Origin of the sequence: Sphingomonas sp. GM_Shp_1 (assembly GCF_026540895.1) — a bacterium.
Taxonomy (GTDB): Bacteria; Pseudomonadota; Alphaproteobacteria; order Sphingomonadales; family Sphingomonadaceae; genus Sphingomonas.
In genome coordinates, this window is record NZ_JALNUR010000003.1 from 143,504 (window position 1) to 159,558 (window position 16,055).

14 protein-coding genes and 1 riboswitch are annotated in these 16,055 nt (G+C 68.0%); of the genes, 13 read left to right on the forward strand and 1 reads right to left on the reverse strand.

The window, feature by feature from the left end:
- Positions 1-66 precede the first annotated feature (66 nt).
- The 8 genes from OXQ33_RS02930 to pnuC all read left to right on the forward strand — a co-directional run bounded on the left by OXQ33_RS02930 (position 67) and on the right by pnuC (position 8,377).
- Complete coding sequence (locus OXQ33_RS02930) at positions 67-648, forward strand: isochorismatase family protein (protein ID WP_267433189.1); 582 nt, start codon at positions 67-69, stop codon at positions 646-648.
- A 240-nt stretch (positions 649-888) separates the two neighbouring features.
- Positions 889-1,899 (forward strand): glycosyltransferase, encoded by a 1,011-nt coding sequence (locus OXQ33_RS02935; RefSeq protein WP_267433190.1) that lies wholly within the window; start codon positions 889-891, stop codon positions 1,897-1,899.
- Complete coding sequence (locus OXQ33_RS02940; RefSeq protein ID WP_267433191.1) at positions 1,878-2,888, forward strand: acyl-CoA dehydrogenase; 1,011 nt, start codon at positions 1,878-1,880, stop codon at positions 2,886-2,888. The genes OXQ33_RS02935 and OXQ33_RS02940 overlap by 22 nt, the downstream gene beginning before the upstream one ends.
- On the forward strand, positions 2,885-3,538 hold the full coding sequence (locus tag OXQ33_RS02945) for a PIG-L family deacetylase (RefSeq protein ID WP_267433192.1): 654 nt from the start codon (positions 2,885-2,887) through the stop codon (positions 3,536-3,538). Before OXQ33_RS02940 ends, OXQ33_RS02945 begins: the two co-directional genes overlap by 4 nt.
- Complete coding sequence (locus tag OXQ33_RS02950) at positions 3,535-4,146, forward strand: methyltransferase (protein ID WP_267433193.1); 612 nt, start codon at positions 3,535-3,537, stop codon at positions 4,144-4,146. The genes OXQ33_RS02945 and OXQ33_RS02950 overlap by 4 nt, the downstream gene beginning before the upstream one ends.
- 55 nt (positions 4,147-4,201) lie before the next feature.
- Positions 4,202-4,311: riboswitch (TPP riboswitch) on the forward strand.
- A gap of 60 nt (positions 4,312-4,371) precedes the next feature.
- The gene (locus OXQ33_RS02955) at positions 4,372-6,651 is read left to right on the forward strand and encodes a TonB-dependent receptor (RefSeq protein WP_267433194.1); all 2,280 of its coding nucleotides are present in this window, start codon (positions 4,372-4,374) and stop codon (positions 6,649-6,651) included.
- Between the two features lie 2 nt (positions 6,652-6,653).
- A complete protein-coding gene (locus OXQ33_RS02960; protein WP_267433195.1) occupies positions 6,654-7,808 on the forward strand; it encodes a phosphotransferase in 1,155 nt (384 codons plus the stop codon).
- Complete coding sequence (gene pnuC / locus OXQ33_RS02965; RefSeq protein WP_267433196.1) at positions 7,805-8,377, forward strand: nicotinamide riboside transporter PnuC; 573 nt, start codon at positions 7,805-7,807, stop codon at positions 8,375-8,377. The genes OXQ33_RS02960 and pnuC overlap by 4 nt, the downstream gene beginning before the upstream one ends.
- Here the strand turns inward: pnuC and OXQ33_RS02970 are convergent.
- Positions 8,372-10,903: an ATP-binding protein gene (locus tag OXQ33_RS02970; protein ID WP_267433197.1), complete on the reverse strand. Its 2,532-nt coding sequence runs from the start codon at positions 10,901-10,903 to the stop codon at positions 8,372-8,374. The genes pnuC and OXQ33_RS02970 overlap by 6 nt on opposite strands.
- Before the next feature lie 220 nt (positions 10,904-11,123).
- On the opposite strand from OXQ33_RS02970, the gene OXQ33_RS02975 reads away from it, so the two are divergent.
- The 5 genes from OXQ33_RS02975 to OXQ33_RS02995 are packed head-to-tail and all read left to right on the forward strand — an operon-like array spanning position 11,124 to position 16,050.
- Positions 11,124-11,570: a MarR family transcriptional regulator gene (locus tag OXQ33_RS02975; protein WP_267433198.1), complete on the forward strand. Its 447-nt coding sequence runs from the start codon at positions 11,124-11,126 to the stop codon at positions 11,568-11,570.
- Positions 11,567-13,507 (forward strand): FUSC family protein, encoded by a 1,941-nt coding sequence (locus tag OXQ33_RS02980; RefSeq protein ID WP_267433199.1) that lies wholly within the window; start codon positions 11,567-11,569, stop codon positions 13,505-13,507. Before OXQ33_RS02975 ends, OXQ33_RS02980 begins: the two co-directional genes overlap by 4 nt.
- A complete protein-coding gene (locus OXQ33_RS02985) occupies positions 13,504-13,731 on the forward strand; it encodes a DUF1656 domain-containing protein (protein WP_267433200.1) in 228 nt (75 codons plus the stop codon). Before OXQ33_RS02980 ends, OXQ33_RS02985 begins: the two co-directional genes overlap by 4 nt.
- A gap of 7 nt (positions 13,732-13,738) precedes the next feature.
- A complete protein-coding gene (locus OXQ33_RS02990) occupies positions 13,739-14,629 on the forward strand; it encodes an HlyD family secretion protein (protein ID WP_267433201.1) in 891 nt (296 codons plus the stop codon).
- Positions 14,626-16,050, forward strand: a complete 1,425-nt coding sequence (locus OXQ33_RS02995; protein ID WP_267433202.1) for an efflux transporter outer membrane subunit — start codon at positions 14,626-14,628, stop codon at positions 16,048-16,050. Before OXQ33_RS02990 ends, OXQ33_RS02995 begins: the two co-directional genes overlap by 4 nt.
- The last annotated feature ends 5 nt before the right edge of the window (positions 16,051-16,055 follow it).

Sequence of the window (16,055 nt, forward strand, 5' to 3'; positions counted from 1 at the left end):
ATATGCATTATGCACTTTACCTATGTGTGCCGTACGCCTATGTCAATTGATGAGAGGAGATGTCGGATGCGGTTCGTGATCGTCGTGGACATGCAGCGGGATTTCGTCGCCTCGGACGGTGCCTTGCCGGTGGCGGGCGCGGAAGAGATCGTCGCGCCGATGAACGACTGGCTGGCGGCGCTCCGGCCTGCCGAGGTGGCCGGAGTGCTGTTCACCGCCGATACCCATGTCCCCGCCATCTATGCCCTGTCGGAAGAGGCGAAGCAGTTCCCGCCGCATTGCGAGGTAGGAACGCCGGGCTGGGCGCTGGTGGTCGATCCGAATGTCGTGGACGCCGCCATCCCCACCTACCGCCTGGAAAAAGGGGTGTTCGACATGTGGGCGGAGCCCGGCCTGATGGTGGAGCGGATCGGTACGGCGGACACGACCGACCGGGAGGCGTTCTTCGACGGATTGCAGGCCCGAGGCGTGGAGCATGTCGAGGTGGTCGGCGTCGCGGCGGATTATTGCGTGCGCTGGGCGGTCGACGGACTGCTGGTGCGGGGCTTCCGCGTCACGGTTCCGGCAGGGCTGACACGGGGCATCGTGCGGCAGATCGATATGGTCGCGCAGGAGGAATGGACGAGCCGTAACCTCGCAATTGCATAACGACGGACGCATCGTGACGCAGCGCACATGCCGCGACAGGCCATGGATAGGTGCATCCTTGGTCCATATGGCGGGACGCCGAGATCGAACGGTAAGGGCTTGATATTCATCAAGGCGTATTCCCTTTCACGGGCCTACATGTGCTATTGATCGGTATCAGCCCAATGATCTCGGCAACTTGCTGTCGCTGCGATTCCGGCGGTCGGTAGAGGGAGAAAATATCTGCTCGACGACGCACCCGTGGTCATCTGCGTCCCTGCTCGGAACGAGGAGGCGATGTTGCCCGGTCTGCTCGCAGCGATCGGCAAATTGTCCGGTGACATGGGCGCGTTGGACGTCTGTATCCATCTCGATGATTGTCGCGACGGCAGTGCGGCCCTGCTGGATCAGCTTGCGCCGACCTTGCCCTTTCGATTGACCGTGGCGCAGGGGGGCAGGGACGGGCCGCCCAATGCGGGGGCCGCCAGGCGCGCGGCGGTGGCGATGGGACTGGCGCTTCTGGCTGACGGCGAAGGCCTGGTCTTCACGACGGATGCCGACAGCCAGCCGCGTCGCGACTGGATCATCGCAGGGCGCAAGAGCCTGATCGAGGCGGAGGTCGTTGCCGGCCGTATCGTCCGCACCCATGCCAGGAACGATCCCCAAGCCTCTCGGATCGAACAATATTATGACAGGCTGCATCGATACCGCCGGAGCATCGACCCGGTGGCGTGGGAGGCGCGCGATACCCATCATTTCAGCGGCGGCGCCAATATCGCGATCCGCGCCTCCGCCTATCGGATGATGGGCGGTTTCCTGCCCCTCCCGTCCGGAGAAGATGCGCGATTGCTCGACGATGCGGCGCGGGCCGGGCTTCGTGTCCGCCGGGATGGTGCGATGGTGGTGGAGACATCCTCGCGCCGCGAGGGGCGGATTGCGGGCGGGCTCGCGGGACTGTTGCTCGCGCTGGATCAGGGCGAGCCGCCGCGCATGGCCGATCCCCGCGCAGCCGCCTGGCAGTGGCGGGCCCAGGCGGAGGCTCGGCGGGGCTTCGCCCTGATGGACCGGGTCGATGCGCGACTGGCCCTGGGCGAGCGATTGGGCCTGACCGCGGATCACATATTGGGCGTCGCACGCGATTGCCCCAATGACGAGGCGTTCGCGATGCGCGTCGTTCCCGCGTCGCCCGGTCACAAGGCCATGATATCGTTATGCGAGGCGGAGGAAATCCTGACGGGATTGGAAACCGAATGGCGCGAGATGGCGGCATGAACGCCATGGCCGAGGCTTTGCGAAAGGCGATCGCTGCGCATGGTTGGGCGGATACGCCCCCCGTCGATCCGCCGATGCCCGACGCCTATGTCGCGCTGCTGACGGGGCTGTATGAGTCTGGTCGTCGCGATCTGCCGCTCGCCCGCTTGCTCGAAGGGCATGTCGATGCGGGGCAGATCGTACAGCGTTACGGATCGGGCCGTCAGGTGGACCGGTTGAGGCATCTGGTCGGGCAGCGGGCGATGCTGGGGGTATGGAATGCCGCTCTCGCGGGCGAACCCCTGCGGCTGGAGGGCGATCGACTGACCGGCGGGAAGAGCTATGCGTCGGGGGCCGGCGTGTTGAGCCATGCGCTGGTCACGGCGGATACGCCCGGTGGCCCGCAACTGCTGCTGCTCGACCTGTCGCGGGTCGTCCCGGCGATCGATCGCGACTGGTGGCGGGTGACGGGCATGCAGCGGTCCGAGACGCATCAGGTCCGCTGGCACGACGCGGTGATCGAGGACGAGGATCGGATCGGCGCGCCCGATCTCTACGCGCGCGAGCCGTTTTTCAGCGGCGGGGCATTGCGGTTCGTCGCGGCCCATGCCGGGAGTGTTGCCGGAATATTCGACCGGACCCGCGACCATCTGGTGCAAACGGGGCGCGCCGACGACCCCTTCCAGGCGGCGCGGCTGGCGGAATTGTTCGGACTGGCGGAGACGGCGGCGGCGATCGTCCGGCGGACGGCCACGCTTTGGTTCGAGGAAGCGGAGGATGACGCGCGGCTGGCACGGGTCGCCTCCGCGCGTCTGGTCGTCACCGATGCGGCCGAACGGGCGATCGTGATCGCTCGGGAGGCGGTCGGTCTCGCCGGACAATTCCTGTCGCATCCGCTATCCGCGCTGCTCGGCGATCTGGCGGTCTATCTGCGCCAGCCGGTACCCGATGCCCAACGCCTTCGGGTCGGGCGGGCGGTGCAACGGGGTTTGCTGGCGCCTTCCCTGTGAAGCTTGGGCTTGGACGCGTTTGCCGGGCGGTCATCGTCGCGCCGCATCCCGATGACGAGGTGATCGGCGCGGCCGGTCTGATCCAGGCGCTGCGGCGACGCGGTGCGGACGTGTCGGTCATCGTGGTCAGCGACGGCGCGGCCTCGCATCCGAACAGCCCGACATGGCCCGCCCATCGCCTGATCGCCGCGCGAGAGAAGGAGAGCCTGCACGCGCTTCGTCGCCTGGATGTAGGGCGCGGCGCCGTGACATTCCTTCGGCTGCCCGATGGCGGTCTGTCGACGCATGGCGATCGGTGTCGCGACGCGCTGCACCGCGCGCTTCGCAGGCATCGGAAGCCGGACGTGCTGGTCGGGCCCGCCGCGACCGACGCGCATCCCGATCACCGGGCGGTCGCGCTGGCGCTTGGGCAGTTCCGGTTCGGCGGACGGCGTCTGACCTATCAGGTCTGGCCGCCCCAGCGCCGGATGGTCGTCCGCTGCCGGACCGTGTCACTGTCCGGTGGCGCAGCGGCGAAGCGGTCGCTGATCAGGGCGCATCGGACGCAACTGGGTGCGATTGCCGACGACCCGCATGGCTTCGCGATCGCCCGGCATGAACTGGCAGTCTTCGCCCACCCGGTCGAGCGCTTCGTGGAGGAGCGGCGATGAAGGCGATCGGTCTCAGCGGCTTTTCCGAGAAGTTCGCGACGGACGACGACCCCTGGCGCACCTTCTCCAACCGGGATGAAGCGGTGAAGCGGGCCGCGATCCTGCATGCGCTGGGGGAGGGGCCGCTGGGCCGGGTTCTGGAACTGGGCAGCGGCAACGGGTCGAACAGCCGGGCCATCGCCCCGCGCGCGCTCCGCATGGATGCGACCGAGGGAACGGCGGAGGGCACGCGTCTGACGGCGCGGGCCGTCGCGCCCTGGCCGCGCGGTCGTGCTATTACCCTGGCCTTGCCGGCACGCTTCCCGCGCTCGGCCTATGATGCGGTCGTGATCGCGGAGCTTCTCTATTATCTGTCGCCGCGCGCGATGCGACAGGTCGCGCTCGATGTCGCCGAAGCGCTCCGTCCCGGCGGGCGACTGGTGCTGGCGCATCACCGGATCGACTATTATGATTTTGCCCAGCATGCCGCCGATATTCAGGCGCGTTTCCTTCGCATGACCGGTGTTTCGTGGCGGGTCGCGACCGTCCGGCGCACCGCCCGGTGGCATGTCGTCGTTGCGACACGGGGTGACGGCCCGGCGCGACACATGATCACCCCAGTCCGGTAAAGCGGCTGTCGCCCCACGATAGGCATTTGCATGCGGGCCAGAACCGCCTAGGACGACGCCATCCCCGGGGGGCCGCTGATGCGCGGTTGAGAGGTGGGCAGCAGCCCATGACCCGCTGAACCTGATCCGGGTCATACCGGCGTAGGGAGGGTCGCGGCTCATCCGTCGTCCCTCCGTGTGAAGTGGACGCGAAAGACGATGCCGGTTGTGATTTCCCGCGATCAGATGATCCGCCGTGGTGCGTTGCTGTTGTCGGCGGTGTGGCTGGCCCTGCCCATGGTCGCATCGGCGCAACAGGCGGGCGATGCCCCGAGCGATATCCGCGTGATCGGGCACCGCGATCCCGAGGGACTGCTGCCCGATCAGACCGAGCCCAAGGCGGTCAGCGAGATTTCCGGTGACTTCATCGTCAAACAGGCGCCGACGCTCAACGCGTTTCAACTCGTCAACCTGCTGCCGGGCGCGAATGTCGCCTCCAGCGATCCCTATGGCTTGTCGACCAGCTCCAGCCTGACGCTGCGCGGGCTGGGCCAGGATCAGATCGGCGTGCTGATGGAGGGGGCGCCGCAGAACGATATCGGCTATTACTACGCCTATCCGTCGCAATTCGCCGATCCGGGGAATGTCCGGCGGGTCGTGCTGGCGCAAGGGTCGGTGGATATCGACTCCCCCACGGTCGGAGGAGCGGGCGGCCTGTTGTCGCTGACGCTTGACGATCCCAAGGCGACGCGCGGGGTGCTCGCCGATCTGTCGCTGGGGTCATACGACCTGCGCCGCGTCTTCGTCCGCGTCGATACGGGCACGATCGGGGGCAGCGGCCTGAAGGCGTTCATCTCCTATTCCAATACCCGCGCCGACAATTGGCGGGGGCCGGGCTATGACACGCGCCAGCATGTCGATGCCAAGCTGCTCGGCGAATGGGGTGGCGGCAACCGCGCCAGCCTGGCGCTGTCGTACAATGACGCCAATTCCTCCAGCTATCCCAGTCCGACGCTGGCGGACTGGCAGGCGCGGGGGCGTGGGTTCAACTATGCCGCGCGCTATACGCCGGGGGCCACCGATTACTGGCGGCTGTACCGCGCGCCGTTCCGCAATCTCTACGCCTCGGCACCGGTGCATCTGCTCCTGAGCGATCGCCTGACTCTGGACGGCACCACCTATCTCCAGTTCGGCTATGGCAATTCGCCCTATGGCACGCAGCTCGCGACCACCGGGAATTTCCTCGGCAACGAGGCGCTGGCGGAGCCGATCGTCCTGCCCGGCGCGGTGGACGGCGTCGCCACGGTCCTCGGCAACTATACGGGCGACCAGATGCGGACCGGGCAGGTCGCCAAGCTGACCCTCCAGGCGGGCATGCACCGGCTGACGGCGGGCCTGTGGTTCGACTATGGCACCGACCGCGTTACCCAGACCTATGGCGCGGTCGGGGCGGATGGCTCTCCGGCCGACCCCTGGGGCTTTCCCAGCCGGGCGATCCGCACCGCCGATGGCCGTCTGCTCGCCTATGAGAACCAGCGCACGGTGACGGTGACGAAGAGCTTTTTTCTGGCCGACAGCATCGCGCTGGCCCCGCGGCTGACGGTCGATATCGGGTTCAAGGGCGTCAACCTGCTGCGCAACGGTCGCAACTATCTGCCCGGGCCGCAAAGCCGCGTGCGCCGCGACAGCTTCGTCGCCTTGCCCCGCGCCGCCGTCCATTACGCGATCGACGGCCGTCAGCAGCTATTCGCCAATATCACGACCAACTTCCGTACGCCCAACGAGTTCACGCTCTACAACAGCTACGATGGCGGCGTGGTCTCGACGCGTGGCACCGATGCGGTGAAGAACGAATATTCGGTGTCGCAGGAACTGGGCTATCGCTATATCGGCCCGAACCTGTCGGCCTCGGTGACGGGCTTTCATTACAAGTTCCGCAACCGCCAGCTCGCGACGGTGGTCGACAATGGCGGTGCCCTGGTCAATTCCACGCTGAACGCCGGGGGGCAGACATCCTACGGCGTCGATGCCGAGATCGACTATCGCCCCGCCAAGGGCGTCAGCGTCTATATCTCCGGCGAGTATCTGCGGGCGCGGATCGACGATGATCTGCCGGTCGGCGACGACTTTCTGCCGACCCGGGGCAAGCGTGCGGTGTCGAGCCCGACGCTCCAGTTCGGCGCGGGCGGCACCTATGACGACGGGCATTTGTTCGGCAGTATCGCGGGCAAATATGTCGGACGCCAATATGCGACGTTCATGAACGACGAGAGCATCGCGGGCTATGCGACGCTCGACCTGGCGATCGGTGTCCATCTGGCGGACTGGATCGACGGCAAGCGGACCGATCTGCGGCTCAACGCGATCAACGTCACCGACCCTCATGTCCTGGCGGGCGTGCAGTCGGTCAGCACCAACGCCCGCGATGCGGCGGGGCGTGGCGGCACGATTATCCCCGGCCAGGCACCCGCTTATTATATCGGCGGCGGTGCGGCGGTCACGGCGACCTTGTCCCGCGCCTTCTGACCATGACCGCCGCCGCCTCGACCACCGATCATCTCGTGCATGGCATGGGACTGGCCCTGGAAGCGCCCGTCTGGCCCGCCATCACGTCCCATGAGGCGGCGGAGGTACTGGCCCGCTATCCGGGAGCCGCGCCGGTCGAGGCGTTGCGCTGGCATTCGCCGCGCCCCTTTTCGGCGGTGACGCTGATCGAGACGGCGGGCGATACGCTTCTGTTAAAGCGGCATGATCGCCGGGTTCGCACGATCGCGGGACTGGTGGAGGAACATGCCTTCATTACCCATCTGGCGCGCGCGGGATTGTCGGTGCCCGAGGTCCTGCGCACGGTGGAGGGGGCGAGCGCGGTCGCGCTAGGGGATTGGACGTACGAGCTCCATATGCGGGCGGCGGGGGACGATCTTTACCGCGACCAGCAATCTTGGACGCCGTTCCGATCCCATGAACACGCCCATGCCGCCGGGGTCGCGCTCGCGCGGCTGCACCGTGCGTCGGAAGGGTTCGACGCACCGGCGCGGACCGTGCAGCCTTTGGTCGCCAGCTTCCATATCCTGTCCGCCGCCGACCCGATGGCCGCGACCGAGGCCTATGTCGAGGCGCGTCCGGCGCTCGCCGCGTTCCTGGCGGGGCGGCGGTGGCGGAGCCGGTTGTCGGCGCTGTTCGCGGCGTTCGGCGAAGGACTGGCGCCGCTGGTCGCGGCGCAGAGGCCGTTATGGACGCACAATGACTGGCACCCCTCCAATCTCCTCTGGACTGCGAGCGGCGTGGTCGAGACCGTGTTCGACTTCGGTTTGGCCGACCGGACCTGCGCGGCCTATGATCTGGCAATCGCGATCGAGCGGACCGCCTTTGCATGGCTGGAATTGGGGGAAGGGAGGGACGACGCCATCGCCGATCCGATGGCGGCGCTATCCCTGATCGCGGGATATGAGACGATAACCCCGTTGGGGGATGAGGGGAGGGAGGCGATCCTCCGGCTGCTGCCGCTCGTCCACATCGAATTCGCACTGTCCGAGATCGACTATTTTGCCGGGATCGTCGGCGACGCGGCGGCGGCATCGCTTGCCTGGGACGGGTATCTTCTCGGCCATGCGGAATGGTTCATGTCGGCGGCCGGACGGGACTTTCTCGCCTCCTTGCGCAACGGTGGAAGCGCCCGATGACGCCGCTCGAAATCGCGGCGGTCGCGATCAGCTTTCTGGCGATCTGGCTGACGGCGCGGCGCAACATGCTGTGCTGGCCGCTGAACCTCGTCGCCTGCGCCTTGTACTTCAAGCTGTTCCTCGACGTCCGCCTCTATGCGGACATGGTGCTTCAGGCGGTGTTCGGTATCGGCATCCTCTATGGCTGGATCGTCTGGAGCCGCGACAGGCGCGATACGGCGGTGGTCACGGTCGTGCCGCTGCCCCGATCGGGGGGCTTGGCGGGCCTGGCGGTCGGCGCGCTGGGTGCACTGGGGATCGGGTGGTTCACCAGCCACCATACCGATGCGACATTGCCCTGGCTGGATGCGACGCTCAGCAGTTTCAGCCTGGTTGCGCAATATTGGACGGCGCGTCGGCACCGCGAGAGTTGGTTGCTCTGGATCGCGGTGGATGTCGTCTATGTCGGGATGTTCGTCTTCAAGGACCTGATGCTGACCGCCGGACTATACGCGGTGATGATCGGTCTGGCGGTCATCGGCTATCGGGACTGGCAGCGGGCGCAGGGCATCGCCGCTCGGCCATCATAGGTTCGACGCCATCCGCAGGTCGAGCGCGGCGAGGCTGGCCGCGAGTTCCTCGTTGCGGAACGGCTTGCTGAGCCGCGCCATGCTCGGGTCGATCCCGTGCGTCTCGGCATAGCCCGACACGATCAGCGCCTTCATGCCGGGAACCCGGTCGGTCAGTTCACGGACCAGCTGCGCTCCGCTGATCCCCGGCATCAGATGGTCGGTCACCAGGAAATCGGGCCGCAGCCCGGCGCGGACAAGGTCCAGCGCCTCCGAAGCGGAACTGGCCTCGACCACCTCATAGCCCAGATCGGCGAGCATGTCGGCGGTGCTGAGCCGCACCAGGTCCTCATCGTCGACCAGCAGGACCGTTCCGCCGTTCTGCACCCCCGGCGCTTCTTGCGCGTCGGGACTGGCGGCGGCGACCTTCAAGTCGCTGGGTGGCAGCCACAGGACGATATGCGTGCCGACACCGGCCGCACTTTCGATGGTCAGGCCGCCGCCAAGCTGCGCGGCCAGACCATGCACCATGGACAGGCCCAAGCCGGTGCCCTTGCCGACGCCCTTGGTCGAGAAGAAGGGTTCGATCGCGTGTTGCAGGGTTTCCTCGTCCATGCCGACCCCGGTGTCGGCGACGCCCAGACAGACATAGCGGCCGGGGACGACCTCCTTGGCCTCCATCGCCCCGACCAGGCAGGTCTTGACCGAGATGTTCAGCTCTCCACCCTCCGGCATCGCGTCGCGCGCGTTGACCGCCAGGTTGAGCAGCGCCATTTCCAGCTGGTTGGCGTCGGCCAGGGCAGGGGGCAGGTCGGGCTCCAGGTCGATCCGCACCGCGATGGTGGGGCCGACGGTCGACTCGATCAGGTCGGTCATGCCGTGGATCAGCTGTGCCATGTCGACCGCGATGGCCTGAAGCGGTTGGCGACGGGCGAAGGCGAGCAGGCGCTGGACCAGCGTCTTGGCACGCTCCGCCGATTGCAGCGCGCCGTCGATCAGCCGGCGTTCGCGCTCGGTCCCGATCCCCTTGCGCATCAGCATGTCGAGCGAGCCGATGATCGGGGTCAGCAGATTGTTGAAGTCATGCGCGACACCGCCGGTCAGGCTGCCCATCGCCTCGACCTTCTGGCTCTGCCGCAAGGCTTCCTGCGCCACCTCCAGTTCGGCGCGGGCCGCCATCGCCACCGACACGTCGTTCGCCTGATGGAAAGCGCCGATCACATGCCCGGCATCATCCCGCAGCGGCGTGTAGGAGATTTCCCAGGACGGCGTCCCGAATTCGGCGCGACCAAAGGCTTCGGTCACGGTGAAGCTCTCGCCGGTCAGCGCGCGGTGCATCAATTCCCGCATGGTCGCGCGCTGGGCGTCCTCGAACTGGTCCGGAAACACATCGCCGATCCGCGTCTCGAAGCCATTGACGCGGTGGAACTCGCTCTGGTGCGCGCGATTGAAGGCGATCAGGCGATAGTCGGTGTCGAAGGCGCAGATGGGCGAGGACGTCGCCTCGACAATGTCATGATAGCGGCGAAGATCGGCGGTCCGCTCGATCACCTGCTGCTCCAGCGTGCCCTTCAGCGCGCGCAACGCGGCCTCGGCGCGGGTACGCTCGACGGCGGCCTTGACCCGTTCGCCGACCTCCTGGACCAGATCCTCCTCCGCCGCGCTCCATATGCGCGGGGTGGCGTTCTGGACGGCGAGCAGGCCCACCCATTCGTCCTCCTGGAACAGCACCACGTCGATGAACGCGCCGACCTCGCGCGCCTGTAGCCCGGTCCGCGCCCCGTCGCTCAGCCTCGGGTCGCCGCCGACGTCGCGGACGACGACCGGCGCTCCGTCGCGATAGGCGGCGAGCAGGTCGGGGCCGAAACTCTCCAGCGAATGCCGACCGACGATGGAGGACACGCCCCGCGCATAATCGCGCTCGACCGTCATCCAGCCGCGCGTCGTGATCTCGGCATAGAAGACTCGGCTGGCCGCCATCTGCTGCCCGAGCCGTTCGGCGGCGACCTCCATGATCTCCGTCGGGGTTTCCAATGTGCGCAGATCGTCGGCCAGCCTGAGCAGGAAGGACGATCGCCTGGCGGCGGTGACCCCCTCCGTCGTCTCGGTCAGGACGCCGATCACCCCGGCGGGGCTCCCGGTGTCATCGATCAGTGCCGAATAATCGAGATGGAACCAGGCGGGCTCGGCGCGCCCGTTGCGGTTCAGCATCACTTCGCGATCGCGATATCGAACGGTGCCCCCGGCCAGGCATTCGGCCACGACATGGTCGTCGAACAATAGGTCGTTCGGCCAGCCGTCCCGCATCCGCGATCCCAGAAGGCGCGAGTGCCAGTCGCCCGCGATCGTCGCATAGGCATCATTGTAGAACAGGACGCCGTCCGCGCCCGACAGCATCGTCATCGCCACGGGCGAGCGAAGCAGCATGGCGAGCGTGGTTCGCAGACAGCCGGGCCATGCTTCGATCGGCCCCAGGCCGGTCGCCGACCAGTCCTGCCGACCGATCAGCTCCGCGCAACGTCCGCCGCCCCGCAGAAAGGGCGGCATCGAGCGCGACGTCGATGGCGTTGCATTCCCGGTATCGGGGTCGGCAAGCCCGCACGGCGCAATGGCTTCGGATGGGCGGACTGTTGCCATGATGCGCAACTACTCCATGCCGGGCAATTACGTAAGTCGGATTCCACGCGGCGACGGTGGGGAGATACCGGTTTCTACCCCAGGAAAGATCGAGTTGCATTTAGATAGGTAGGTATCTATCTAAATGGATGTGACTGATTCTACTTCCCTTCGCCGCCATTTCTCTGCGCGGCTCGTGCCGATGGCACGGGCGTATCGACGCTATCTCGATCGCGGGCTTGCCGGCCTGTCGCTGTCGCACACGGCGGCGCTGGCGGTGATGCTGATCGGGCGGACCGAGGACGGCATGCGGCAGGGGGCTCTTGCGGACCAGTTGGGGATGGAGGCGCCATCGGTCGTGCCCCTGATCGACCAGCTTGAGCGGAGCGGGCTGGTGGAGCGTCGGGTCGATGCGACGGACAAGCGCGCACGATTGCTGCACCTGACGAACGAGGGCCGGACCGCCGCCGCCGAGGTGGAGGAGCGGACCGCGCAGATCCGGGCCGAGCTGTTCGCCGAGGTCGATGACGCGGACCTCAAGGCGGCCAGCCACGTGCTCGACCAGCTTTATGCCGCATTCGGCGACGACCGGGAATGATCGCGATGCCCCTGATCGGCCTGCGCGAGACGGTCTTCTCGCTGAACTGCTTCGCGGCGGCGATGCTGGCTCTGTTCCTGTCCTTCTCGCTCGGGCTGGACCGGCCCTTCTGGGCGATGATGACCGTCTATATCACCAGCCAGCCGCTCAGCGGGGCGGTCCGGTCGAAGGCGGTGTTCCGGCTGATCGGGACGGTGATCGGCGGGCTCGTGACCGTGCTTCTGGTGCCGACGCTGGTCAACGCGCCGGTGCTGCTCAGCCTGGCGCTCGCGCTGTGGGTGGCGGGGTGCCAGTTCGTGTCGCTGCTCGACCGGACACCGCGAGCCTATGTCTTCATGCTGGCGGGCTATACCGCGGCGCTGATCGGCTTCCCCTCGGTCCTGCATCCGGAGGCGATCTTCGACACCGCCGTGCTGCGCGTGCAGGAAATCGGTATCGGTGTGCTGTGCGCGGCGATCGTCCACTCGGTCGTGTGGCCGCGCAGCGTCGCGGGGGTTTACGGCGTGCGGGCCAAGGCCGTCCTCGCCCATGCCGAAAGCTGGATCGCCGATATCCTGGCGGTCGAGGCGAGTGCACGGACCTCGCCCGAGCGGCGGAGGCTGGCTGCCGATGTGACCGACCTTCACGTCACCGCGACCCATATCCCCTTCGACACCGCACGCATCCGCCCGACGCGCGCATTGCTGACCGGCTTGCAGGACAGACTGGTGCAGCTGATCCCACTGGTATCCGCGCTGGAGGACCGGTTGCGCAGCCTGACCGCCGAGGGTCCGCTGCCCGAAGGCGTGGCGGAACTGGTGGCCGAGGTACGCAATTGGGTTCTCGATCCGACGCTCGACGCGCCCGTCATTCCGCCGCCCCCGGTGGCGTCGGACTGGCGCGGGCTGGTGACGCTCAACCTCACCATGCGTCTGGCCGAACTGGTCGAGGCGCTCGGCACGACCCGCGCGCTGGTCGCGGCGGTGGCCGACCCGGAGACGCCGCGCCCGGTGATCGCCGAGGGCGGCGGCAGGCCGCTGCACCGCGATTACGGCCTTGCCCTGTTGTCGGCGACGGCGACCTTCCTGACCATCATCGGGTGCTGCGCCGTCTGGATCGTCACCGCCTGGCCCGAGGGGGCGGTGGCGGCGATGATCGCGGCGGTGGTCTGCTGCTTCTTCGCCACGCTGGACGATCCGGTACCGGCGCAGCGCGGCTTTCTCGTCTGGACGCTGGCGTCGGTGCCGCTGGTCGCCGTCTATCTCTTCGCCATTCTCCCGGCGATCGGCGGGTTCGTCATGCTCTGTCTCGCGCTCGCTCCGCCACTGCTGGCACTGGGAGCGGCGATGGCGGTGCCGTCCTGGTATGGGCGGATGTTGCCGATGCTGATCGGCTTCGCGGGCGGACTGGCGCTGACCAATATGTACAGCGACGATGCGGCGAGCTTCTTCAACAGCAATGTCGCCCAGATCATCGGGATCGTCGCGGCGATGACCATGACCCGGTTGGTGCGGAGCATCGGCGCGGGAACGGCGATCCGCCGCCTCCGCCGTGCGGGCTGGCGCGATCTGGCCGCCCTGGCCGAGCGTCCGGCGCTGCTGCCCGTCTGGCGAAGCCGGATGCTCGACCGTGTCGGCCTGCTCGCCGGGCGCGTCGGCGAGGTGGAGGATGAGGACCGCGACGATGCCGCCGCCGCTCTGCGCGAACTGCGGATCGGCTATAATCTGGTCCAGCTCGCGCCCGGTCCCGAGCATCAGGTGCTGCGCGCGTCGCTGGCGGGCTGGTTCCGGCAACTGGTCGAGGGGCGCGACCCCGCGCCGCCGCCCGATCTGCTCGACGCGATAGACGGCGCGATCGCCCAGAGCCCGGAGCCGGATCGGCTGGCGGCGCTGGTCGGCCTGCGCCGCAACGTCTTCCCCGCCGCGCCGGGCTGGACCGAAGAAAGGCTGGCGGCATGACAGGCGACCTGGATCTGGCGGGCGTCTTCGTCCACCCGCTGCTGATCGCCGCCGTCCTGGCCTTCATCGCGGCCGAGATCATCGGTTGGGCGCTGGCGAAGGTGCGGCTCTACCGCTTCGTCTGGCATCGCGGCCTGTTCGATGTGGCGCTTACCATCATTCTCTGGGCCGGGATCGCCGGTCTGATCACCGGCGGCTCGCCCGCTTCGGCATTTTTCGGTTGAACACGCTATGACATTCCATCCCTCCCTGCGCGTCGCGGCGCGCATCGTCGTGACCCTGATCGTGGTGGCGCTGGCGCTGCTGGCAGGGCGCCGCCTCTGGGCGCATTACGAGACCGAGCCCTGGACCCGCGACGGCCGGGTGCGCGCCGACATCGTGCAGGTCGCCCCCGACGTCTCGGGCCTCGTCACCGACGTGCTGGTGCGGGACAATCAGCAGGTGGTCGTCGGCACGCCGCTGTTCCGCGTCGACACGCCCCGCTACAGGCTTGCGGTGTCGCAGGCCGAGGCCGCCGTCGCGTCCCAGGCGGCGCAACTGGCCCAGGCCCGGCGTGAGGCGCAGCGTAACCGGACGCTGGGCGATCTGGTCGCGGGCGAGGTGCGCGAACAGGGCAATGCCAAGGTCGTGCAACTCGCCGCCGCGCTGGACCAGGCGCGGGTCGCGCTGGCCACCGCTCGGCTGAACCTGGCGCGGACCGAGGTGAAGGCCAGCGTCGCCGGGACGGTCAGCAATCTCGATCTGCGACCCGGAGACTATGCCAGCGCGGGCCATCCCGAATTCGCGATCATCGATCGCGGCTCGCTGCACATCATCGGCTATTTCGAGGAAACCAAGCTGCCCCGCGTCCATGTCGGCGATCCCGTCCGCGTCCGCCTGATGGGCGACGATCACGACATCATGGGGCATGTCCAGAGCATCGCCGGGGGCATCGAGGACCGGGACCGGAGCGCGGGCGCGAACCTGCTCGCCAACGTCAATCCGACCTTCAGCTGGGTTCGCCTGGCGCAGCGCATTCCGGTCCGTATCGCGATCGATCGCCTGCCTGCGGGCGAGACGCTGGTGGTCGGGCGTACCGCGACGGTCGAGGTCCTGCCGCGCAAGGCCGGAGCCGCCGCATGACGCTGCGTCGCACCACCGCGCTCCTGACCGGCACGCTGCTTGCCGCCTGTTCGACCGTCGGCCCCGATTATCACCGCCCGTTATCGGCGGTGATCGACAAGCCCGGCGCCGCCGCGCCCTTCGTTGGCGGGAACGAGGCGGCCTTCGCCGCGCTTCAGCCGGTGCCCGGTCGCTGGTGGCAGCTTTATCGGGATCCGACGCTCGACCGTCTGGTGCAACAGGCGCTGGCCGCGAACACCGACCTTCGCGTCGCCGCCGCGAACATCGCGCGGGCCCAGGCCTCGGTCGATCTGGTCGAGCAGGATCGCCGCCCCCAGGCGAGCCTCCAGGCCGCCCCCGGCTATGCCCAGCGATCGGCGGAGGAGGAATTGCTGCCGGGTGCGGCCCTGCCCAGCAACTTCGTCTATTCGGCGACAGCGGGCATTTCCTATCAGGTCGATCTGGTCGGGCAGGTCCGGCGCGCGGTCGAGGCGGCCAATGCCGATCTGGCCGCGACCCATGCCGCCTATGATGCGGTGCGCGTCACGGTGGTCGCCGACACGACCCAGGCTTATCTCGACGCCTGTTCGGCGGGGCGCGAGATCGGCGTGGCGGAGCGGGCGCTGGCGCTGCAATCGCGGACTACGGCCCTGACCCGGCGGCTGGTGCGCGGGGGGCGGGGTATCTCGCTGGATGCCACGCGATCCTCGGCGCAGGAGGCGCAGGTGCGTGCGACCATGCCGGGGTTGCAGGCGGCGCGGCGTCTGGCGCTCTATCGGCTGGCGACCCTGACCGGGCGTCCCCCCGCCGAGTTCGACCGTGATGTCGCCACGTGCAGCGCGGAGCCGCGTTTGACCCAGCCAATCCCCATCGGCGACGGCGCCGCGCTGCTCCGGCGGCGTCCCGATGTGCGCCGCGCCGAACTGGAATTGCGCGCCGCCACCGCACGGATCGGCGTGGCGACGGCTGCGCTCTATCCGCAGGTTTCGCTGGGGGCGTCGATCGGCTCGGTCGGTCTGGCCGAGCGGGCGCTTTCGAGTGACACCTATAAATTCTCGCTGGGGCCGCTGATCAGTTGGCAATTCCCCAATCGCGGGCGGGTCCGGGCGCGCATCGCGGCGACCGAGGCGGAGCGCGACGCGGCCTTTGCCCGCTTCGACGGTACGGTGCTGGGCGCCCTGCGCGAGACGGAGAGTGCGCTGACCGTCTATGCCCGCGATCTCGACCGCACCGCCGCGCTGCGTGATGCGAACGCCCAGGCGGCCAAGGCGGCGCGCGACGCCGAGACGCTGTTCCGCGCGGGGCGTACCGGCTTCCTCTCGGTCCTGGATGCCCAGCGCACCGCGATCGCCGCCGAACAGACGCTCGCCGCCGCCCAAACACGGTTGGCGACCGATCAGGTCAGGCTGTTCCTGGCGCTCGGCGGCGGGTGGCAGGGCTGAGCGCG